Raw genomic sequence first — 21,310 nt, forward strand, 5'->3', positions numbered from 1 at the left:
GATCCAGATCCGCATCGCCATCATGAACAGATACAACGCCCTCGGCACCGCCGAGATCACAGCCGTTCGCTGAACGCAGAGCGGGAAAGGGTCACCTTGGCCTCCATCCGATTAACGCAACAACGCCGCGCAGATGGCCGATGGAATCGGCCAGAAACTGGCGCAGATGAAAGCCAAATCAGGAACGAAGCTGTAAAATGACCTGTAAAACGGGTGGGGCCGCATCGGCCAAGTGCTGGTCGGGGCGAGAAGATTCGAACTTCCGACCTACGGTACCCAAAACCGTCGCGCTACCAGACTGCGCTACGCCCCGACCCCTGCCCCATAGCGCGGATCGGGGGCGAGGGGAAGGGGTTCAGACCGTCCCTTCAGACCGCGGCACGCAGCGCCTGAACCAGCGTCTCCATATCGGGAGGCAGCGGCGCGGTGAATTCCAGCCGCGCGCCCGTCACCGGATGGTCGAACCCGAGCGAGGCCGCATGCAGCGCCTGCCGGGCGAAGGCATTGCCCAGATCGGCCGCAGGTCCCAGCACCTTTTCCGACAGCCGCCGCCGCCCGCCGCCATAGACCGGATCGCCCAGCAGACTGTGCCCTGCATGGGTCAGGTGCACGCGGATCTGATGGGTGCGGCCCGTCTCCAGCCAGCAGTCCAGAAGGGCGGCCTGCCCGGCGAAATCCTCGACCACCCTTGCCCGGGTGACAGCATGGCGCCCCTCGGGCGGCCAGGTCACCGCCTGCCGCTGCCGGTCCGTGCGGTGGCGGGCCAGATTGGTGGCGATACGGATGACGCCGCCCGCCTCCATCGTGACACCGCGGGTGCCGCGCAGCCGCGGGTCGCTGCCCATCGGCACGCCATGGCACAGGGCCATGTAGTGCCGGCTCACGCTATGCGCCTCGAACTGGGCGGCCAGCCCGTGATGCGCGCGGTCGGATTTCGCGGCGACCAGAAGGCCGGTCGTCTCCTTGTCGATGCGGTGCACGATGCCGGGCCGCTTTGCCCCGCCGATGCCGGACAGGCTGTCGCCGCAATGGAACAACAGCGCATTGACCAGCGTGCCCGAGGGCGTGCCGGGCGCCGGATGCACCACCATGCCCGCGGGCTTGTCGATGACGATCAGATCGGCATCCTCAAAGACCACGGACAGCGGAATATCCTCGGGTCCGGCCTCGATGTCTGTTGCGGGACCGGGGCGGATTTCGAACGTGTCCCCGGGGGCGACCTTGGCCTTGGGGTCGGTCACCGCCACGCCATTGCGGAAGACCGCGCCTTCGCCGATCAGCTTTGCCAGCCGGGACCGCGACAACGCGGCTTCCTCTGGCACCGCAAGGGCAAGCGCCTTATCAAGACGCGGGGGCACATCCCCCTCCAGCGTCACGGTGACCGTGGCGCCGTCTTCCGTGTCGTCAAGGCTGTCGTCGAAAGGCTCTTCCATGGCCCAAACCCCCGAAGAAGGCCCGCTTCCGCCTTCGCTGCGTCTGTTGAAAGCGCTGGTCATCGTGCTGATGCTGACCATGATCGGCGGTGTCATAGCGATGGTCTGGCTGCTTGTCACCCGCCTGCCTGCGGCCGACCGCGCGCCCGAGGTGCCCGCTACGCTGGCCCTCCCCGCGGGAGAAACCGCCGCGGCGGTGACCTTCGGCAAGGGCTGGACCGCGGTTGTCACCGAAAGCGGGCGGATCTTGGTCTTCGGCACCGATGGCAGCCTGCGGCAGGAGGTGGCGGTTACGCCTTAGACCGGGCCGCCCGCGCCGCATCGCGCCAGCGCCGCCAGTTGACCGCCGCGCGCTGCACCGCCTGCCGGGTGGCGGCGCCGATCGCCTCTCCCACGGCGGTGTGCAGACCGGCATAGCGCAGATCCCCCGGCGGGCAGGCCAAAGCCACGCAATCGGTGCCGGTGCCGGTGGCCCGTCCGGTGGCAAGCGGCAGGTCCAGATCCATCACCGCCGCCGTCCGGGCCTGCACGGCGATGGCCAGGGCCTCCAGCTGGGCGGATTCGGTCAGGGGGGCATCGGTGGCTACCAGAAGGTTGATCGTGCCGTAATCCGCCGGATGCCACGGCAGGCGGTGGCCGACCGCCTCGGCATTCGACAGGCCAAGCGTCACCACGCAATCGGCGGTGATCCCCTCCACCGTCGCCCGCTCCTGATCCCAGGTCCCCACATCGCGCGAGGTCAGCATGCCCACGCCCGCCGCCACTGGCGCGCAGGACATTTCCCCGGCAAACCAGTGTTCGGCATCGAAATCCGGCGTCAGATCGGCGTTGCGCACCTCCCGCCAAAGGACCGTGTCCGTCTGCCTATACCCCGCGCCAAAGGGCGCATGGGACAGCACCCGCATCGGCCCCGGCAGCCGCGCCACCAGCCACGGGCGGTGCAGGCTAACCGAAATCACCGCACCACCCCGGTGGGCTGGAACACCGGCCCATCGGGCGTGTTGGCGTGAAAGCCGCGAATGCCGAAAACCTGCGCCAGCCTGTCGTCCGTCAGCACATCGGCGGGCGGGCCATCGGCGACCAGCTGGCCCCGGTGCAGCATCAGGAGCCGGGTGCAATGCCGCGCGGCCAGCCCCAGATCGTGGATCGAGACGACGACCGACCGCCCCTCCCCCGCCAGATCGCGGAAGACCTGCATGGTGCGGATCTGCGCCTCCGGGTCCAGCCCGGCGCCGGGTTCATCGGCCAGAAGAAGCGGTGTCTCCTGAGCCAGGGCGCGGGCGATCAGGACGCGGGCCTGTTCGCCCCCCGACAGCTGCGTGGCGGGACGGGCACGAAACCCCTCCAGTCCCATGCGTGCGATGGCCCGCGCCACCGCCGGATGCGCCGGGTCGGCCGCGCCATGCGGGCTGCGGCCAAGGGCCACCAATGTCTCGACCCGGACCGGCCATGCGATGTCGCGCCCCTGCGGCAGGAAGGCCGCGGCCTTCGCCCGCTCCCGCGCGGACAGGGCAGAGAGGGAGGAGTGCCCCTCGACCGGCAAAAGCCCCAGAAGCCCGCGCAGAAGCGTGGTCTTGCCCGCGCCATTGGGGCCGATCAGGCCCACCACCTCTCCCGCGACCACGGAGAAGGTGACGCCGTCCACCACCGGGCAGGTGCCCCGGCGCAGGGTCAGGTTCTGGACGGACAGCAGCGTCATGCCTCCACCCTCCGCAGGCGCCAGATCAGATGCAGGAAGAACGGTGCGCCGACAATGGCGGTCAGGACGCCCAGCTTCAGGTCACGGTCGGGCGCGATCAGCCGGGTGGCGATATCGGCGGCCAGCAGCATCGCCGCCCCGCCAAGCGCCGCCGCGGGCAAAAGCCGCGACGGCCGCGCCCCGACCCAGGGGCGCAGGATATGCGGCACCACCAGCCCGACAAAGCCCACGGCGCCCGCCACCGCCACCGCCGCGCCCACGGCCGCCGCGGTGCCAAAGATCACCACCAGCCGCAGCCGGTTGAGGTTGACGCCCATCGACTGCGCCGCATCCTCGCCCAGGGTCAGCGCGTCCAGCCCCCGGCCCACCGACAAAAGCGCCGCCATCCCCGCCACGATGAACGGCCCGGCCAGCCAGACATGCGCCATCGAACGGTCGGCCAGCGATCCCATCATCCAATAGACGATTTCCATCGCGGCAAAGGGGTTGGGCGACAGGTTCAGCACCAGCGAGGTCAGCGCCCCCGACAGCGCCGACAGCGCCACCCCCGCAAGGATCAGCGCCAGCGCCCCGCCCCGCGGCCCGGCCAGCGCAAGGATCAGCAGAACCGAAAGCCCCGCCCCCGCCAGCGCCGACAATGGCAGCGCCAGCGCGAAGACCCCGGCCAGCCCGGTCTGCAGTGCCAGAACCGCGCCCAAGGCGGCCGAGCCGGAAACGCCGATCAGCCCGGGTTCGGCCAGCGGGTTGCGCAGATAGCCCTGCATCGCCGCACCCGACAGGCCAAGCGCCGCCCCGGCCAGCAGGCCCAGCACGGCGCGCGGCAGGCGGATTTCCTGCATCACCAGCACCACCGGCCCGCCCTCCCCCCGGAACAGCGCGGCAAGACTCTCGCCAAGGCCCAGACCCGCCGGACCGATCAGCAGCGAGGCCGCGAACAGCGCCAGAACCAGCAGGACAAGGAACAGGAACAGTTTCATTCCAGCGCCTCCCGCGCGGCTTTCATCGCGGCGACCGCGCGTAGGATATGCGGCGTGCCGCAGACCCAGTCGGCATCGGTGGTGGAGGCCAGCCCCGCCCCCTGCCGCAGCACCGCAAGCGCCGGGTGGACCAGAATATCCTCGGCGCGCGAGGCACCGGGATAAGGGGTGGAGGTGACAATCACCTGCGGCGCGGCCATCACCAGCCGCTCCAGCGGCAGGGTGCCGCCGCCGGTCAACCCGGCCTCGGCGCCGATGTTACGAAATCCGGTGGCCGCCAGCACGTCATCGGCCAGCGTGCCCGCCCCGCTGGTATAGCCGTTCGGATAATACAGTGCCGCGGTGGCGGGCGGCAGATCGCTGCGCAGGGCGGCCAGACCGGATGTGAATTCGGCAGCCAGCGCCTCTCCCTCAGGCCCCCGACCCATGGCTGCGGCCACAAGACGGATCTGGTCCGGCACCTGTTCCAGCGATGAGACGACCGGCACCCGGACCACCGGCACACCCAGACGGCGCAGCAGGTCCACCGTCGCGGCCGAGGTATATTCGCCCGCCAGCACCAGATCGGGATGCAGCAGGAACACCTGTTCCGCCCCGCCGCGGTTCGCGGGCCAGGCCGCGGCCTCCTCCGCCATGGAGGAGGACAAAGGATCGGTCGCCAGATGGCTGACCGAGACCAGCTGCCCGGGCGCCGCCAGCATCATGGCGATCTGGTCGGTGCAAAGGTTGATGGAAACGACACGGGCCGGGGCAGCGGGCAAGGGAACGCCCGCCGCCCCGGACCCGATGGCGCCCTGCCCGGCCGCCCCAGACGGCAGCAGGGCACCAAGGGCCGCCAGCGCGGCACAGACCGCCCCGGCGCACCCTGCAAGGCGCAGATCAGAACGAGGTGCGGACGCCCACATAGACCGACCGGCCGGGCTGGGCATAGTTGCGCACCGTCTCATACGTCTCATCGAACAGGTTCTCGACACGCAGATAGGCCGCGGTCGTGTCGTTGACCTCATAGCTGAGCGAGATATTGGCAACGGTGTAGTCCGGCATCTTGGAGGTCGGCGCGGGCCAGATGCCGTTATCGTAGAAATCGGCCACATGCTGGACGGTGAACAGGCCCGACAGCCGGTCCGTCACCTGCGCCTCGACCCCAAGGGTCAGGTCGTGCCGCGGCACCCGAACCGCCACGCTCTCCACCGCGCCCGAAACCGTATAGGCATCGGTATAGGTATAGTTGCCGAACAGGTTCCAGCCTTCTGCAATCTGCGTCTGGCCCGACAGTTCTACCCCTTTGGTGCGGGTCGTGCCGGGCACCTGATTGTAGCTGCCGCCCGCCCACTGGATCTTGTCGTCGATCTCGGTATCGAACAGCGTCGCCTGCAGCGTGGCGCCGTTGCCGAAGGTATATTCGGCCCCCAGCTCGAAACTGCGGCTGGTTTCGGGCTTCAGCGCAGGATTGCCGTAATAGGTGCTGTAAAGCTCATAAAGCGAGGGTGCGCGGAACCCGGTGGAGGCCACGGCGCGGATGATCAGATCATCCGTCGCATGCCAGGCCAGCGCCAGACGACCGGTGTCATAGCCGCCGAAGGTGCTGTGATCGTCATGGCGCAGGGCCAGCGACAGGTCGATCGTGTCATTCGGGGAATAAAGGAGTTCGGCAAAGACCGATTTCGTGGTGGCCTCTCCCGTGTCGATATCGGTAACAATGCCCGACGTGCTGCTGCCGTCAAAGGTTTCCTTGGTGCGGTCCGCGCCCCAGGTCAGGCTGATCTGGTCGTTGGCGGTCCAGCTGCCGTTATAGGCCAGCTGGTCCCGGCTGCCGTCGAAGGTGGTCGTCGAATACCAGCCCGCCGGATAGGCATAGTCCCGTTCCGTCACGGTGCGCGCGAACGAGAGTGCATGGCGGACCGCCCCGGTGTCGAATTCGGCAAAGACCCGGCCGCCCTTCAGCAGCCCGTCTTCGGTGTTCAGCTGGTCGGCGGTCTGATCATCGAATTCGGTAAAGGACTTGCGCCAGATGCCGTTCGCGCCGATCCGGATGTCATCGGTCAGATCGTAGGCGGCATAGAAGGTGACATTGGTCGAGCGGAAGCCGTCATCCTCGGTCCCGCCGGAATAGGCCGAGAAACCGTCGGTTACCGTGCGGCTCACCGAGAACGAGAGTTCCGCCCGCTCCGTCTTGACGCCGACCGAGGCGGTGCCGCTGTAGGTGCCATGCGATCCGGCCTCCAGCGCGATCTCGCCCGCGGTGCCCTCTTCGGTGGCGCGGAAGCTGGTGATCTCGACCACGCCGCCGATCGCCTCGGAGCCGAACAGCGCCGATTGCGAGCCGCGCAGAACCTCGATCCGGCTGATGCCGCCCATCGTGGTGGAACCGAAGTCATAGGCGCATTGGGTGCCCGAAGGGTCTGCCACATCCAGCCCGTCGATGCGGACACCGATATAGGGGCCGGAGAGCCCGCGCAGCCGCAGCGCGGTGGAGGTGCCAAGCCCGCCGTTGCGCGACATCGACACACCGGGAATGCGGGCAAGCTGGCTGGCCACCGAAAGCTCACCCGATTTCTTCAGATCCTCGGCGGTCACCACGTTCACCGTGGCCCCCGTCTCGCTGAGCGAGACAGGCAGGGTCGAGGCGGAGAGCGTGATCGTGCCCAGAAGAACGCTGTCGTCGTCGGTCTGGGCGGTGGCCATGCCACCATGGGTGGCGGCCAGTGCCGCCAGAAGTGCGATGCGCGAGATGCCCTGCATCTGTGGTGTCTCCGGTTCAGCGGGGGACCCGCCGGAAATGCGATCTGCTCCGGGACCATGGGCCGCCAGAACGGTGATACGTCACCTCTGGCGGAAACCCGCCCTCCTCCGCGCACCCCGCGCGGCGGAAAGGGTGATCACCTCGGCAGGTCTCCTGGCTTGCGGGTCTGGGTTTGGACGGGCCTTCCCGGGGAAATCGGCCCCAGTGGCATGTTCCGTCCGCACTCGCCGCTTACAGTTGCGGGGGCAGCCGCGGAGTTGCACCGCGTTCCCTTTTCATCCGGGCAGGCCCGGAACCGAAGGTGCCCCTTCCTGCGGCGGGATCACGGAACTGTCAAGCGCAGCGCAGGCGCAGTGTCGCTGCGCGGGCCGCAGGCGGCGCAATCAGGCCACGGCAGGCCGCATCCCGGCTGGACCGGCCCGGCGGCTGCGGTCAGCATGTCCCCAACAAACAGGAGAATCGGCGATGATCGGAGATCTTGGCGCAACGGATGCCACCGAGCTGGCGGGGCTGGTGGCCCGCCGCGAGGTCAGCCCGGATGAGCTGCTGGATGCCGCGCTGGCCGCGGTTGAAGCGCGCAATCCCGCCATCAATGCGGTCGTGCTGATGCAGGAACAGGTGGCCCGGCGCTCCATCGCGGCGGGCCTGCCGCAGGGTCCCTTCCGGGGCGTGCCGTTCCTGATCAAGGATCTGGGCTGCGAGGCGGTGGATTTTCCCACCCACAACGGCAGCCGGCTGTTCGCCAACACCCGCCACAAGGGCGACAGCAACATCTTCCGCCGCATCCGCGCCACCGGCGTCGTCACCTTCGGCCGCACCACCAGCCCCGAAGGCGGCGTGGGGGCGGCGACAGAATCGGCGGTCTATGGCGGGCCGACACGGAACCCGTGGAACCTTGACCATACCTCGGGCGGGTCTTCGGGCGGCGCGGGAGCCGCGGTGGCGGCGGGGATCGTGGCCTTTGCCCATGGCTCGGACGGCGGCGGATCGGTGCGCATCCCGGCCTCCAGCTGCGGGCTTTTCGGGTTCAAACCCACCCGTGCGCGCCTGCCCGACGGACCTTTCTCAGGCGAGGGCTGGGCGGGCATGGCCATCGACGGCTTCCTGACCCGATCCGTGCGCGACACGGCCACGATGCTGGACGCCTGCGAAGGCGCGGACCTCGGCGCGCCCTATTGGGCGCCGCCCCTTGCCCGCGGCCATGCGCAGGCGATCAGCCGCCCGCCGCGGCGGCTGCGGGTGGCGATCTGCGACACCACCCTGACCGGCCAGCCGATCCACCCCGAAGTGGCCGAGGCGGTCCACGCCGCCGGCCGCCTGCTGGAGGCGCTTGGCCATCACGTCGAACCCGGTCGCCCGGTGGCGGATGTGCCCGGCATGATGCGGGCCTGGACCGATATCGTGGGCGTGGGCAGCGCCCTGTCGATCCGCACCGCGCTGAAAGGCCGGGTGCTGACCGAGGATCTGGTCGAAGCCGTGGGCCGGGGCGCCGTCGCCCATGCCGAGACGCTGCACCCGACCCGCTATCTGGAAGCCGTAGAGGAAATCCATGATTTCGGGCGTGAAATGGCCGCGTTCTTCCGCCCCGAAGACGGGACCGGCCCGGACATTCTGCTGACCGCCACTCTGGCCGAACCGCCCGCCCGCGTGGGCCGCTTCGCCCATAAGACCGAAGATTACGTGGGCTTCCGCATCGGGCCGGGCGGCATTTTCGACTATTCGCCCTTCTGCGCCATCTTCAACGCCAGCGGCCAGCCCGCGGCCAGCCTGCCGCTTGGCTGGTCCTCGGACGGGCTGCCCATCGGCGTGCATCTGGCCGCCCCCTTCGGCGCGGATGAGGAACTGATCGCGCTTTGCGCCGAAATCGAGCGGGCGGCGCCTTGGGCGGCAAAAAGGGCACCGATGGCGGGCTGAGCCCTGCACGATTCGCTTGCCAAGCGGGTCATGCGCCGCCCAATATGATCAAAAGACCGGCAACGGAGAGGCCCCGCCTTGAGCGATGACGTCACCATCTCGGCCCGCCATGTGATCAAGGCCTTCGGACAGGGGGCCGCCGCGGTCCGGGCGCTGGATGATGTCTCGGTCGATATCCGGCGCGGAGAGTTCTTTACCCTCCTCGGCCCCTCCGGCTGTGGCAAGACTACGCTTCTGCGGCTGATCGCCGGGTTTGAAATGCCCACCGGCGGGGAAATCCTGCTGGACGGCACCGATATTTCCACCCTGCCGCCGAACCGCCGCCCGGTGAATACGGTGTTCCAGAGTTATGCCTTGTTCCCGCATCTGACCGTGGCGCAGAACATCGGCTTCGGGCTTGAAATGCTGGGCCGCCCGCGGGCCGAGGTGCGCGCCACGACGGAGCGGATGCTGGCGCTGGTGAAGCTGGAGGCGATGGCCGGGCGCAAGACCAGCCAGCTGTCGGGCGGGCAACAGCAGCGGGTGGCACTGGCCCGCGCCTTGGCCCCGCAGCCGAAAGTCCTGTTGCTGGACGAACCCCTGTCCGCGCTGGACCTGAAGCTGCGCAAGGAAATGCAGACCGAGCTGAAGCGGCTGCAGACCGAGACCGGGATCACCTTCATCTTCGTGACCCATGATCAGGAAGAGGCGCTGACGATGTCCGACCGGATCGGCGTCATGTCGGCGGGCAAGCTGCAACAGGTGGGCGCCCCGCGCGACATCTACACAAGGCCGGTGAACCGCTTCGTGGCCAGCTTCATCGGCGAGACGAACTTTCTGCCCGGGGTGACGGTGCCCGGCGGCGTCAGGCTGGGATCCGGCCCGGTCATCGCCGCCAGCGCCCCGCGGGCAGGCACGGTGACACTGGCCGTCCGGCCAGAACATGTGCGGATCGGCCCCGCGGGGGAAGAGGGCGCCCTGCCCGCCACCGTCTCGGGTGCGGTCTATTTCGGCACTGACACGCATTATCACCTGACCCTGCCCGACGGGGCCGAGGTGGTCGCGCGGGTGCAGTCCGAGGCGACCGGCGGCAATGCGCTGGAGCAGGGCCAGACCGTCGGCCTGCGCTTTGCCCCCGGCGCGGTTCAGGTGCTGGAGGACTGACCGGATGAGCGCCGCCGAAGACCGCGTCATCCGCCAATCCGCCCGCAACGGCTGGCTTCTGTCATTGCCCGCGCTGGTGGTGCTGGCCCTCGCTGCCTCGGGTCCGCTGCTGATCGTGCTGGTCTATTCCTTCCTGACCGCGAACGACACCGGCGGCGTGATCCGCGAACCTTCGGTCGAGGGCTGGATCGCGGTCCTGTTCACCTATGACATCTTCGATGAGGCCTATGTTCTGGCCGATGCGCATCTGACGATCTTCTGGCGCTCAGCCTGGTTGTCGCTGGCCACCACGGCCGTGACCTTCGCCGTGGGATTCCCGACTGCATGGTTCATCGCCACCCAACCGCCCCGCGCGCGGGCCTTCTGGCTGTTCCTGATCACCATTCCGTTCTGGACCAATCTCCTGATCCGCACCTTTGCAATCAACGAAGTGATCCGGAACGAAGGGGTGCTGAACTCCTCGCTCATGGCCATCGGCCTGATCGACCGGCCCATCCCGATCATCTACACCGATACGGCGGTGCTGATCGGGATGGCCTATGTCTATCTGCCGCTGATGGTGCTGCCCCTCTTCGCCGCCATCGACCGCTTCGACATGCGGCTTCTGGAGGCGAGCTATGACCTTTACGCCAGCCGCTGGCGCACGCTGCGGCGGGTGATCCTGCCCATCGTGCGGCCCGGAATCGTGGCGGGCTGCATTCTGGTCTTCGTCCCCTCGCTGGGCGCCTATGTCACCCCGCGCGTGCTGGGCGGCGGCAAGAACATGATGATCGGCAATTTCATCGAGCTGCAGTTCCTGCAGGGCCGCAACTGGCCCCTGGGCGCGGCGCTGTCGATGACCCTGCTGATCGTCGTCATGGCGGCGCTGGTGGTCTATGTCCGCGTCTCGACCAAGGGGGACCGCAGCCATGGCTGAGCGTCATTTCGAGGTCGCGCGCCTGCCGGGCTTTGCCACCGTGGCCATCGCGGCCTTTGTCCTGCTGTATCTGCCGATCGTCACGCTGGTGGCCTATTCTTTCAACGCCTCCAACTCCATCGCTGTCTGGGGCGGGTTCTCGCTGCAATGGTATGGCAAGGCCTGGTCGAACGACATCGTGAAGGCGGCGACCGTGCGGTCGCTGATCATCGCCGTCTCGGCCTCGGCCCTGTCCACCGCGCTGGCCACAATGGCAGCGCTTGGCACCACGCGGCGGCGGGCCTTCAAGGGACAGACCTTCATCTATGTCATGGTCAACCAGCCCCTCATGGTGCCCGAGATCGTGACCGCGGTCGCGCTGATGATCTTCTTCGGGCTGATCAAGGTGGCGACCGGCTGGCAGGGTCTGGGCTATCTGATTGCCGCGCATACCGCCTTCTGCATCCCCTTCGCCTATCTGCCGATCCGCGCCCGGCTGGAGGGGATGGACCTGACGCTGGAAACCGCCGCCGCCGATCTGTACGCCACGCCATGGCAGACCTTCCGCCGGGTGACGCTGCCCATTCTGGCGCCCGGCATCATGGCGGGCGCGATGCTGGCCTTTGTCATCAGCCTGGATGATGTGGTCATCACCGAATTCGTGAAATCCGGGGGACAGGACACGCTGCCCACCTATATGCTGGGGCAGATGCGCCGCGCCATCACGCCCGAGGTCAACGCCATCTCGACCCTGCTTCTGGGCCTGACGGTGGTGCTGCTGACCGCCTTCTTCCTTCTGACGCGCAAGAAGAACTGACAAAACCACAGGGAGACAAAGATGCGCAAACTTCTGACCGCCACCGCGCTGAGCTGCGGCCTTGCCGGCATGGCCGGGGCCGAGGAACTTCAGCTTTACAACTGGGGCAACTACACCAGCCCCGAGCTTCTGGCGAAATTCGAGAAGGAGACCGGGATCAAGGTCGTCGTCACCGATTACGACAGCAACGATGTGGCGCTGGCCAAGGTCGAGGCGGGTGGCGCGGGGTTCGACCTTGTGGTCCCTTCGGCCAATTATGTCCGCTTCTGGGTGGACAAGGGTCTGGTGGTAGAGCTGGACCATGCGAAACTGGCCAATATCGGCAATATCGCCCCGGAATGGATGGATGTGGCCTGGGATCCGGGCCGCAAATTCTCGATCCCGTGGCAATGGGGATCGACGGGGATCGCGGTCAATACCACGGTCTATTCCGGCGACATCAACACTTCGGCGGTGTTCCTTGAGGTTCCGGACGAGCTGAAGGGCAAGATCAACGTCGTGCCCGAAATGTCGGACATCCTGTCGCTGGCGACGATGTATGCCGGGGGCGAGCCCTGCTCGGAAGATGCCGAGGTGATGAAGAAGGTGCGCGACCTTCTGATCGCGGCCAAGCCGGACTGGATTTCCATGGATTACGGCGCGACCGAGCGGCTGTCGAACGGGGACTGGGCGGCCAGCGTAAACTGGAACGGATCGACCATGCGCGCCCGCCTCGCCACCGAGGGCAAGGTGCAATACGGCTATCCGAAGGAGGGCTTTCCGCTGTTCATGGACAGCGTGATGCTGCTGGCCGATGCGAAGAATGTCGATGCGGCCTACAAGTTCCTGGATTTCATCATGGTGCCGGAGAATGCCGCGATGATCTCGGAATTCGCGCGCTATGCGAACGGGATCGCCGGTTCGGACGCCTTCATGTCGGAAGAGATGAAGAGCGCCCCCGAAGTGGTGGTGCCGCCCGAGCATCTGGCCCATGGCGTCTTCCTGCCGGGCTGCACCGGCAAGGCTCTGGAATACCAGACCGCGATCTGGACCGAACTGCAGAAATGACGGTGTGCGCCGGGGCCTGATGCCGGGTCCCGGACCCACCCGCGCGCGGGGGCGCTTCGCCCCCCGCACCCCCAGAGGATATTTATGAACAGATGAATGGCAGCGATCTTCTGGAGCTTTCGGCCAGCGACCTGTCGCGGATGATCCATGCCCGGCAACTGGCACCGAGCGAGGTGATGGCGACGCATCTGGCGCAGGTGGCCGCGGCGAACGGCGCGGTCAATGCCGTGGTCTCGGCCCGCGACCCCGAGGTTCTGATGGCCGAGGCGCGGGCGGCGGATGATGTGGCACCTGCGGGCTGGCTGCATGGCATCCCCTTGGCGGTGAAGGATCTTTGCGCCACGGCGGGGCTGCGGACGACCTGGGGCTCCCCCTTGTTTGCCGATTTCGTGCCGGAAAAGGATGATCTTCTGGCCGCGCGGATGCGGGGGGCCGGGGCGATCCTGACGGGCAAGACCAATACGCCGGAATGGGGCCATGGCAGCCATTCCTTCAACCCGGTCTTCGGGGTGACCCGCAACCCCTATGACCTGACGCGCACGGCGGGCGGATCGTCCGGCGGCGCGGCGGCGGCGCTGGCCGCGCGGATGCTGTGGGTGGCCGACGGGTCGGACATGATGGGCAGCCTGCGCAATCCGGCGGGGTTCTGCAACATCTATGGCTTCCGCCCCAGCTGGGGGCTGGTGCCGGGCGATGCCGAGGGTGACACGTTCCTGGCGACGCTGGCGACCGAAGGGCCGATGGCGCGCACGGTGGAGGATCTGGCGCGGCTTCTGGCGGTGCAGGCCGGGCCGAACCCCGAAGTGCCGTTCTGCCGCGACGCACAGGATTTCCCGGCCCTGCTGGACCGCGATGTGAAGGGGCTGCGCATCGGCTGGCTGGGCAACTGGGGCGGCGCCTATGCGATGGAGCCGGGGATACTGGAGCTGTGCGAGGCGGCGCTGCGCCAGTTCGAAGACATGGGTGCGGTGGTGGACCCCCTGCCCCCGCCCTTTCCGGCGGAAAAGCTGTGGCAGGCCTGGATCACGCTCCGCGCCATGCTGAACGCAGGCGCCTTCCGCCCCTTCAGCGCGGCCCGGCGGGCGCAGCTGAAGCCGGAGACGCAATGGGAGATCGCGCAGGGCGAAGGCCTGTCCGCCGCCGCGGTGCATGAGGCGAGCACGATCCGCAGCCGCTGGTATGCCCATGCCGCGCGGCTGTTCGCGCGCTACGATCTGATCGCGCTGCCCACGGCGCAGGTCTGGCCCTTCCCGGCGGACTGGCGCTGGCCGCAAGAGGTGGCGGGCCGCGCGATGGACACCTATCACCGCTGGATGGAGGTGGTGATCCCCGCCTCGCTGGCCGGGCTTCCCGCGCTGTCGGTGCCGGTGGGGTTCGGTCAGCCCGGGTCTCAGGCGGCGGGCCTGCCGATGGGGATGCAGCTGATCGGCCCCGCAGGCGGTGACGCGGGGGTTCTGGCCGCGGGTCAGGCGTGGCACCGGGCGACCGGCTGGCCGCAGAAGCGGCCCCCTCTGGTCCCGCCCGCGAATTCGCGCTAGGTCCGGGGCAAAGCGGGAGGCAGGGCATGATCCTTGGGCACATCGGGGCGCGCAAAGGCAGCAAGGGCGTGCCGGGCAAGAACTTTCGCCCGATCTGCGGCAAGCCGCTGATCGACTGGTCGCTGGATCAGCTGTTCGCGCATCCCGCCGTGGGGGCCGTGGTCGTCTCGACCGACGACCCCGATATCTACGCCCATGCCGTGGCCCGGGGCGCGCTGGACATCGGGCTGCGCCCGGCCGAGCTGGCCACCGACACCGCGCCGAAATGGGGCGTCTGGCAGCACGCGCTTGCCGCGGCCGAGGCGCTGGCCGGGCCGGCGCACGCGTTTCTCGACCTCGACTGCACCTCACCCCTGCGGATACCAGCGGATATCACCGGGGCGCTGGACCTGTTCCGCACCGAGGCACCGGATATGGTGATGAGCGTCTGTGAGGCGCGGAAGAACCCCTATTTCAACCTCGTCGAACCCGATGCCACCGGCGCGCTGCATGTGTCGAAAGAGCTGCCGGGCGGGGTCTGGGCGCGGCAGGATGCGCCGGTGGTCTACGAACATGTGGGCGTGGTCTATGTCGTGGCGCCGGATTATCTGCGCCGGGCGAAGACCATTTATGAGGGGCGCGTGATCCCCTATGTCCTGCCGTCCGACCGCTGCCATGACATCGACACGCCTTATGACTTCCGGCTGGTCGAATTCCTGTTGCAGCAGCAACTGGATGAGGGCGTGGTCAAGGTCTGAGCCTGCGCTCGATCTCGGCCAAGGTGCGGCGGGTAGCGCCGGAATGTTCCTCCAGAAAGCCCGCGATGGCCTCAGGCGCCGGACCGGGCCAGTCGGTCAGCGCCTGCACCAACCCCTCGGCCCGGGTCTGGTGGCAGACGCCCGCAGCCACCGCCTCGACCGCCGGATATTCGATGGTCTGCACGAAGGGGCCGACGATCACCGCTTTGCCAAGCGCGAGGGGTTCGATGATGTTGTGGCTTCCCTTCGGCTGGAACCCGCCGCCCACGGCGACACGGTCGGCCATGGCCAGATAGAAATACATCTCACCGAGGGAGTCGCCCAGAAGCACATCGGCCAAGGGCTGTGTCGGGCGCAGATCGGCGTCAAAGCCGGTGCTGCGGCGGGTGAAGGCGATGCCACGGTCGGTCAGCGCCTGTGCCATGGCGTCAAACCGCTCCGGCGCGCGGGGGATCAGCACGACGAAGGGCGGCGCGGGCCGCGCCAGCAGGGCGGAGAGCGTGTCGAGGACCAGTTCCTCCTCCGGCTCGGTCACCGAGGCGAAGGCGATGACGCGGCGCCCCGCGGGACGGGCCGCCTGACCTGCGGCCAGATGGGCGGCCGGGATCGGCTGGTCGAACCGAAGCTCTCCGGTCACGGTGACATCCGGCACGCCGATCCCGTCGAACCGCCGCTTCTGCAGCGCGGATTTCACGAAGGCCCCCGCGAACCGGCGCATCACTGCCGGGCGCAGCGGGAATTTCGCGTCGCGCATCATGGAATCCACCGGATATTGCGCATTGCACATGTAAAACGGCACGCCCCGGGCGCGGGCGGCCCAGACCATGCGCGGCCAGATCTCGATCTCCATCACCAGCCCCAGACGGGGTTGGAAGGCGCGGAAGAAGCCTCCAAAACACCAGTCCAGCTCCAGCGGCACCCAGACCGCGGCCAGCCGCCCGGCGGCAATATCGGCGGCGAAGACCCGCTCCGCCTCCCGCCGTCCGGCGGGGGTGAAGAGCGTGATGACCACCCTTTCGCCCCGGTCCAGAAGCCCGCGGATCAGCGGCACAGCCGACCGGACCTCTCCCAAAGAGACCGCATGAACCCAGACGGCGCCGGGCATCCGCTGCGGGTAGCGGCCGAAGCGTTCGGCCAGATGCTGACCGTAAAGCGCATCCTTGCGCGCGCGGCGGCGCAGGTAGACCAGGATCAGCGGCAGGCACAGGGTCCAGAGCCCCGACCAAAGGGCAAGAAACAGCCTCATGCCATCAGCTCCAGCAGATCATGCGCAAGGGGGACAAGGCTGCCTTGCGCCGCCTGCGACAGGGCGATCGCGCGGGCGGCCATGGCGCGGTGATCCGCGCGCAGGGCGGCGGCCAGCGTCCCGGGCGTGACAGGCAAGGCCGCCCCTGCCCCATCCAGTACCCCGAAATCGGCGGCGAAATTCGCCACCCGTGGGCCGTGCAGGATGGCTGAGCCAAGAGCCGCAGGCTCCCATGGGTTGTGGCCTTCGATCGGGCCGAAGGTCCCGCCGATCAGCGTGACCGGGCAAAGCCGATACCAGAGGCCCATTTCCCCCACCGTATCCACCACCCAGACCGCCGCGCCACCCATCGGCCCCGCCCGCCGCGCCACGGGCAGGATCGTGGCGATCTGCCCGCCGCGGGCCGGGTCGCGCGGGGCAAGGATCAGCAGATGCGCGGGGTCTTCGGCATGAAGCTGCGCCTGAGCGGCAAGTGCCACCGCCTCATCCTCGGGGTGGGAGGAGGCCAGAAGCCACGGGCGGCGCCCCTGCACCATCCGTTGCGCAGCGGCCAGCGCGGCGAGATCGGCGGCCAAAGGAGGCGCGGCGGCCTTCAGGCTGCCCGTCACCCGGACATCGCGCGCGCCAAGGGCCGCCAGATGCGAAGCCGTCTGATCCTCCTGCGCCGCCACCAGCCGGAAGCGCGACAGAAGGTCGGCATAAAGCCCGCGCGCCCGGGCCCGGCGCGCATACGCCGCGGCATTCATCCGCGCGTTGACCAAAGCCAGCGGCACGCCCGCCGCATCCGCCGCCGCCACCGCGCCGGGCCAAAGGTCCTGCTCCGCCCAGACCGACAGCGCGGGCCGCCAATGGCCCAAAAACCGCGCCAGATAGTGCGGCGCATCGAGCGGCAGGAACTGGTGCACCGTGCGCGGCGGCAGTTGCCCGGCCAAAGCCTGCGCCGAGGACCGGGCCGAGGAGGTGACCAGAAAGGACAGGTCCGGCGCCGCGGCCGCCAGCGCGCCGATCAGCCCGCGGAGCGCCAGCACCTCTCCCAGACCCACGGCATGCAGCCAGACCAGCCGCCCTTCCGGCCGCGGCAAAGTCGCCTCACCCAGCTTTTCGCGCCAGCGGGCCGGGTCTTCCTTGCCCCGCGCCAGCCGCCGCCGCAGCAGCGCGGGCGCCACAAGGGGCAGCGCATGGCTGGCCAGACGGTATCCGGCAAGCGGCCAGCCCATCAGCCCGCGTCCCGGAAGGCCTTTTGCAGCGGCCGCGCCCAGAAGGCGGGATCCGCCAGAACCTGCACGAAACGGTCCGCCGCCAGCCCCTCGCCAAAGCCCTGATGGCGGCCATGCGACCGGCCCCAGTCCACCGTCAGAAAGCGCAGGATCGCCGCCCGGTCCTGCGCCGTGACCGAAGTGACCGAACCCGCGTCCGAGCGGTTGGATTGCCGCGTCCCCACATCCAGCGAGGGCACGCCCAGAAACGGTGCCTCGCGCACGCCGGCGCTGGAATTGCCGACGATGCAGGCGGCGTTCTTCATCAGTTCCGAGAAATGCGCGAACCGCATCGAGGGCAATACCCGGAAGCGGTCCTTCGGCAGACCCTCCAGCACCCGGAAAATCCCTTCGGAGCCCGGATCGTTGTTGGGCGCGATGACCACGAAGGCACGGCCCGACTGCTCCAGCGCGCCGAACAGCGCCGCCGCCTGCGCCTCCATCGTGGCCTGTTCGCTGGTCACCGGGTGGAAGGTGGCAATGCCGTATTGCGCAAAGGGAATTTCATAGCGCGCCCGCACCTCGTCCAGCGTAACGCCCGAGGGGCGGGCATGGAAATCCAGTTCGGGCGAGCCGATGACATGGATCACATCCTCCGGCTCTCCCAAAGCCATGACCCGGCGTTTGGCACTGTCAGAAGACACGAAATGATGGGTGCAGAGCTTGGTGTTGCAGTGGCGGAACACCTCGTCGATGGTGCCCGAAACCTCACCGCCTTCGACATGGGCCGAGCGGACGTAATTGGTGGCGGTCACCAGCGCGCCCGCCAGCGCCTCGATCCGGTCGCCGTGGATCACCACGAGATCGGGGCGGCGTTCGGTGATGTAATCGGAAAAGCCGGTAACGGTCTTGGCCAGCACGATATCCTGCGGATCGCCGGGGCGCTGGTTCATATATTCATGCACCGCCACCCCCGCCATGCGCTGCACCTCTTTCTTGGTCAGGCCGTAACGGTCCATCATATGCATGCCGGTGACGAAGAAACTGACACTGTGCCCCGCATCCCGCGCGGCAGCGGCCAAAGGCTCCAGCTTGCCGAAATCGGCCCGGGTGCCGGTCAGAAAGAGGATGTGGCGGATCAAGGAGGCCCCCATGTTCGAGGCAGGCAATATAGCCATAACCGGACCACCAGCAAGGCAAGGCACATCCGCCAGATGTATAGTTGCCCAGCCATCGCAGGATGTGTAGTCGGAAGGCTAGGAGGACATGCTCGGTAAGGACGACATTATGGAACTCGTGATTTCCCTGACGGCCATCCCGCCACGCTTCCCCTATCTCGGAGAAGTGTTGGGATCGTTGCTGGCCCAGACTGCGCCAGTAAAGGCCGTGAATCTGTACCTGCCGCGCAGCTACCGCAGGTTTCCTTTCGATCCCGCACAACTTCCAGCCGTGCCGAAGGGCGTCGAAATTCGCCTGTGCGATCAGGATTATGGCCCCGCGACCAAAGTCCTGCCCGCGGCGCGAGACTATCGTGGGCAGGATGTGGCCATCCTGTTCTGCGACGACGACAAGGTGTATGATCCCGATTGGGCAGCCCGATATCTTGACGCAGCAGCCGCGCATCCTGGTTGCTGCATTGTCGAGGAGGGCACCGACCTCCCCGGCCCCTCAACTGATGCTATGCGCGCCGCGCATCAACCCAGGGCGCAGCGATTGGTCAAGGACATTGGCTACCGGTTGCGTCGCATCGCCAGCTTCGGTCAGTGGAAGCCACGCAAAGCTGTTGCCAGCGGTTATGTCGAGATTCTCGAAGGCTGGGGGGGAGTGCTGGTTCTTCCGGAGTTCTTCGACGATATCGCGTTCGACATATGTGATACCTGCTGGATGGTGGACGATATCTGGCTGTCGGGACAACTCGCCCGTCGCGGCATTGCCATCTGGCTTACCGCCGAGGGACAATTAAGGACTCGCGGGAACAGCGACGAGGTGCGCGAGGCAGCGTTGCGCAAACAGGTGGTCAACGGCATGGATCGGTTAGCTCTGAATCAAGCTTGCATCGACCACTGTCGCCGGAGCTACGGCATTTGGGGCGGAGCACAGGCGGCAGATCGCTGAACGCCTACTTCCACCGCGCCAGCATACCGCGCCGCACCATTGCGCACAGGCGGCGCGGGTAATTTGTCGCCCGCATTGCATAATTGCCAAGACGCCGTTGGCGGGGTGGTTTCACCGCCTCAACATGGCCGGGACCGTTGATCGTGCTGATGCCGCCGTCGTCCACATGGCTGGGGAAAGGCTCCAACCCCAGCAGGCGGAAATCATGCGCCCACCAGCGCGTCGCCTCGTAATCCACCGGCATGCGCACCGGCAGCATCTTGGGCAAAAGCCGTTCCGCCAGATCGCGGCGGATCAGATAGGCACCGAAGCCGGTCGCCGGCCCCAGATAGGCATTCAGAGTCCACTGGCCCGCCCTGCCCTGCCGCACCGGCAGTTTCGCGCGGATGCGGTTGAGCTTGAGCATATCCCAGCTGTCCCGCACGGCCAGCGCGGCATCCAGCGCGTCAAGGAAATCGGCATGGAAGACAACATCGTCCTCCAACACCAACGCAACTTCCCGCCCGCTTGCCACGAAAAGCCGCCACACCTCCAGATGCGACAGATAGCAGCCGACCTCTGCCGGCAGCGCATCGCGCCCCATATTTCGGCGGAAGGCTGCGGCATCCAGAGATGCCGAGATAAGCGCGGGTTCTGCGCGGCCATCGACGGCCGAAAAGCGCAGAACGTCCAAGCCGAGTGCGGCAAGCCTAGGCTGCATCTGATCCCAGCGGCCTGTCGCGCGGTCAAGATTGATGCACCAAACAGCCAGATCATCGCGCGACAGATTCACCCCAGATCGCTCCATTTCAGCTGGGTGTTCCGCGTCACCGCGCGGGTCAGGCGTTTGCCCAGGAGTTTGTCGAAATCATAGGCCGGGATTTCGCCCGAGCCGGGACGGCGGGCCCAGATGTCCTGTTCGCGGATCACATGGCCAAGGGGCAGGTCGGCATCGGCCACCACAGAACCGCGGGCGAAGCGGTAGACGTCTTCCTCGGGCGCCGTGCGTTGCTTGGGGTTGTTTGCCGCGATCCAGATCTCTTTGGACCGGTCGATCAGGAAGCGCAGTTCCGCCGGGTCCATCGAATTGATGATGTCCGGCCCCTTGCGATAGCGGCTGTCGGTATAGTGCCGCTCCAGAATGCAGGCACCAAGCGCGACGGAGGCAAGGGCCATTTCCGGCCCGATGGAATGGTCCGAAAAGCCGACGGCCGCCTTGGGGAAAGCGTTCAGCAGGTCGGTCACGCCACGCAAGGACACGATCTCGGCCGGGCTGGGATACAGGTTGGTGCATTCCAGCAGCGCATATTCCACGCCCGAGGCGTCCAGAATGTCCACGCTGGCCCGGATGGTTTCAATGGTCTGCATCCCGGTGGACAGGATCACCGGCTTGCCCTTGCGGGCGATGTGGCGGATCAGCGGCAGGTTGTCGGCCTCTCCGCTGCCGATCTTGTAGGCGGGCACATCCAGCGTTTCCAGATAATCCGCCGCCGCGCGGGAAAACGGCGTGGAAATCCAGATCATCCCCAGCTCTTCGGTGTAGCGCTTCAGTTCTGCCTCTTGGTCCAGCGACAAGGCGCAGCGCTCCATCACATGCCAGATCGAGACATCGGCATTGGGCGGAAAGATCGCCTTCGCCTCATCCGTCATCTCGTCTTCGATGATATGGGTCTGGTGCTTGATCATCTCGCAGCCCGCGCCCGCGGCAAGGCGCACCATTTCCTTGGCCACGGCCAGATCGCCGCCATGGTTGATGCCAATTTCCGCGATGACCAGCGGCGGATGGTCGGGGCCGATCTTGCGTCCGGCGATGGTGATGCTGCGGCTCATG

Annotated in this window: 20 protein-coding genes, 1 tRNA gene and 1 riboswitch; of the genes, 9 read left to right on the forward strand and 12 right to left on the reverse strand. The window is 67.4% G+C overall.

Annotated features, from left to right (window positions below; all coding sequences use genetic code 11):
* Nucleotides 1-236 precede the first annotated feature (236 nt).
* Nucleotides 237-313: transfer RNA gene (locus ACO2Q5_RS12710), tRNA-Pro, on the reverse strand.
* 55 nt (nt 314-368) lie between these two features.
* Nucleotides 369-1,433, reverse strand: a complete 1,065-nt coding sequence (locus ACO2Q5_RS12715; RefSeq protein WP_423291566.1) for an RluA family pseudouridine synthase — start codon at nt 1,431-1,433, stop codon at nt 369-371.
* On the opposite strand from ACO2Q5_RS12715, the gene ACO2Q5_RS12720 reads away from it, so the two are divergent.
* Entirely contained in the window at nt 1,432-1,734 is a 303-nt protein-coding gene (locus ACO2Q5_RS12720; RefSeq protein ID WP_423291568.1) for a DUF6476 family protein, read from the forward strand. The two genes, ACO2Q5_RS12715 and ACO2Q5_RS12720, sit on opposite strands and share 2 nt — an antisense overlap.
* Here the strand turns inward: ACO2Q5_RS12720 and ACO2Q5_RS12725 are convergent.
* The 5 genes from ACO2Q5_RS12725 to ACO2Q5_RS12745 all read right to left on the reverse strand — a co-directional run bounded on the left by ACO2Q5_RS12725 (nt 1,724) and on the right by ACO2Q5_RS12745 (nt 6,851).
* On the reverse strand, nt 1,724-2,392 hold the full coding sequence (locus ACO2Q5_RS12725) for an adenosylcobinamide amidohydrolase (RefSeq protein ID WP_423291570.1): 669 nt from the start codon (nt 2,390-2,392) through the stop codon (nt 1,724-1,726). The genes ACO2Q5_RS12720 and ACO2Q5_RS12725 overlap by 11 nt on opposite strands.
* Entirely contained in the window at nt 2,389-3,132 is a 744-nt protein-coding gene (locus ACO2Q5_RS12730) for an ABC transporter ATP-binding protein (protein ID WP_423291572.1), read from the reverse strand. Before ACO2Q5_RS12730 ends, ACO2Q5_RS12725 begins: the two co-directional genes overlap by 4 nt.
* Nucleotides 3,129-4,109, reverse strand: a complete 981-nt coding sequence (locus tag ACO2Q5_RS12735) for a FecCD family ABC transporter permease (RefSeq protein ID WP_423291574.1) — start codon at nt 4,107-4,109, stop codon at nt 3,129-3,131. Before ACO2Q5_RS12735 ends, ACO2Q5_RS12730 begins: the two co-directional genes overlap by 4 nt.
* The gene (locus tag ACO2Q5_RS12740; protein WP_423291575.1) at nt 4,106-4,870 is read right to left on the reverse strand and encodes an ABC transporter substrate-binding protein; all 765 of its coding nucleotides are present in this window, start codon (nt 4,868-4,870) and stop codon (nt 4,106-4,108) included. Before ACO2Q5_RS12740 ends, ACO2Q5_RS12735 begins: the two co-directional genes overlap by 4 nt.
* A gap of 118 nt (nt 4,871-4,988) precedes the next feature.
* Nucleotides 4,989-6,851, reverse strand: a complete 1,863-nt coding sequence (locus ACO2Q5_RS12745) for a TonB-dependent receptor plug domain-containing protein (protein ID WP_423291577.1) — start codon at nt 6,849-6,851, stop codon at nt 4,989-4,991.
* 127 nt (nt 6,852-6,978) lie between these two features.
* A riboswitch (cobalamin riboswitch) is annotated at nt 6,979-7,167 on the reverse strand.
* Nucleotides 7,168-7,317: 150 nt separating this feature from the next.
* Between ACO2Q5_RS12745 and ACO2Q5_RS12750 the strand changes: the two genes are divergently transcribed.
* The 7 genes from ACO2Q5_RS12750 to ACO2Q5_RS12780 all read left to right on the forward strand — a co-directional run bounded on the left by ACO2Q5_RS12750 (nt 7,318) and on the right by ACO2Q5_RS12780 (nt 14,943).
* Nucleotides 7,318-8,766, forward strand: coding sequence for an amidase (locus ACO2Q5_RS12750; protein WP_423291579.1), 1,449 nt, complete (start codon nt 7,318-7,320; stop codon nt 8,764-8,766).
* Nucleotides 8,767-8,844: 78 nt separating this feature from the next.
* Nucleotides 8,845-9,909: an ABC transporter ATP-binding protein gene (locus tag ACO2Q5_RS12755; RefSeq protein ID WP_423291581.1), complete on the forward strand. Its 1,065-nt coding sequence runs from the start codon at nt 8,845-8,847 to the stop codon at nt 9,907-9,909.
* Between the two features lie 4 nt (nt 9,910-9,913).
* Nucleotides 9,914-10,825, forward strand: a complete 912-nt coding sequence (locus ACO2Q5_RS12760; RefSeq protein WP_423291583.1) for an ABC transporter permease — start codon at nt 9,914-9,916, stop codon at nt 10,823-10,825.
* Entirely contained in the window at nt 10,818-11,621 is an 804-nt protein-coding gene (locus ACO2Q5_RS12765; protein ID WP_423291585.1) for an ABC transporter permease, read from the forward strand. Before ACO2Q5_RS12760 ends, ACO2Q5_RS12765 begins: the two co-directional genes overlap by 8 nt.
* 21 nt (nt 11,622-11,642) lie before the next feature.
* Nucleotides 11,643-12,668 carry an extracellular solute-binding protein gene (locus tag ACO2Q5_RS12770; protein ID WP_423291587.1) on the forward strand — a complete coding sequence of 342 codons (1,026 nt, stop codon included), beginning with the start codon at nt 11,643-11,645 and terminating at the stop codon, nt 12,666-12,668.
* 92 nt (nt 12,669-12,760) lie between these two features.
* Nucleotides 12,761-14,206 (forward strand): amidase, encoded by a 1,446-nt coding sequence (locus ACO2Q5_RS12775; RefSeq protein ID WP_423291589.1) that lies wholly within the window; start codon nt 12,761-12,763, stop codon nt 14,204-14,206.
* 26 nt (nt 14,207-14,232) lie between these two features.
* On the forward strand, nt 14,233-14,943 hold the full coding sequence (locus ACO2Q5_RS12780) for a cytidylyltransferase domain-containing protein (protein WP_423291591.1): 711 nt from the start codon (nt 14,233-14,235) through the stop codon (nt 14,941-14,943).
* Here ACO2Q5_RS12780 and ACO2Q5_RS12785 read toward each other — a convergent pair.
* From ACO2Q5_RS12785 to neuC, 3 genes are read right to left on the reverse strand one after another with little or no spacing between them, the layout of a single operon-like run.
* Nucleotides 14,933-16,189 (reverse strand): 3-deoxy-D-manno-octulosonic acid transferase, encoded by a 1,257-nt coding sequence (locus ACO2Q5_RS12785; RefSeq protein WP_423291593.1) that lies wholly within the window; start codon nt 16,187-16,189, stop codon nt 14,933-14,935. The two genes, ACO2Q5_RS12780 and ACO2Q5_RS12785, sit on opposite strands and share 11 nt — an antisense overlap.
* Nucleotides 16,186-17,406 (reverse strand): 3-deoxy-D-manno-octulosonic acid transferase, encoded by a 1,221-nt coding sequence (locus ACO2Q5_RS12790; RefSeq protein ID WP_423291595.1) that lies wholly within the window; start codon nt 17,404-17,406, stop codon nt 16,186-16,188. Before ACO2Q5_RS12790 ends, ACO2Q5_RS12785 begins: the two co-directional genes overlap by 4 nt.
* Nucleotides 17,406-18,527 carry a UDP-N-acetylglucosamine 2-epimerase gene (gene neuC, locus ACO2Q5_RS12795; RefSeq protein ID WP_423291597.1) on the reverse strand — a complete coding sequence of 374 codons (1,122 nt, stop codon included), beginning with the start codon at nt 18,525-18,527 and terminating at the stop codon, nt 17,406-17,408. The genes ACO2Q5_RS12790 and neuC overlap by 1 nt, the downstream gene beginning before the upstream one ends.
* Before the next feature lie 124 nt (nt 18,528-18,651).
* Between neuC and ACO2Q5_RS12800 the strand changes: the two genes are divergently transcribed.
* Nucleotides 18,652-19,500, forward strand: coding sequence for a glycosyltransferase family 2 protein (locus ACO2Q5_RS12800; RefSeq protein ID WP_423291599.1), 849 nt, complete (start codon nt 18,652-18,654; stop codon nt 19,498-19,500).
* Between the two features lie 4 nt (nt 19,501-19,504).
* On the opposite strand, the gene ACO2Q5_RS12805 is transcribed toward ACO2Q5_RS12800, so the two are convergent.
* Together ACO2Q5_RS12805 and ACO2Q5_RS12810 are read right to left on the reverse strand one after the other, a co-directional pair.
* A complete protein-coding gene (locus tag ACO2Q5_RS12805; RefSeq protein ID WP_423291601.1) occupies nt 19,505-20,287 on the reverse strand; it encodes a glycosyltransferase family 25 protein in 783 nt (260 codons plus the stop codon).
* The gene (locus tag ACO2Q5_RS12810) at nt 20,269-21,309 is read right to left on the reverse strand and encodes an N-acetylneuraminate synthase family protein (protein WP_423291603.1); all 1,041 of its coding nucleotides are present in this window, start codon (nt 21,307-21,309) and stop codon (nt 20,269-20,271) included. Before ACO2Q5_RS12810 ends, ACO2Q5_RS12805 begins: the two co-directional genes overlap by 19 nt.
* Nucleotide 21,310: the final 1 nt, after the last annotated feature.

The organism is Neotabrizicola sp. VNH66 (assembly GCF_049445895.1).
GTDB lineage: Bacteria > Pseudomonadota > Alphaproteobacteria > Rhodobacterales > Rhodobacteraceae > Pseudogemmobacter.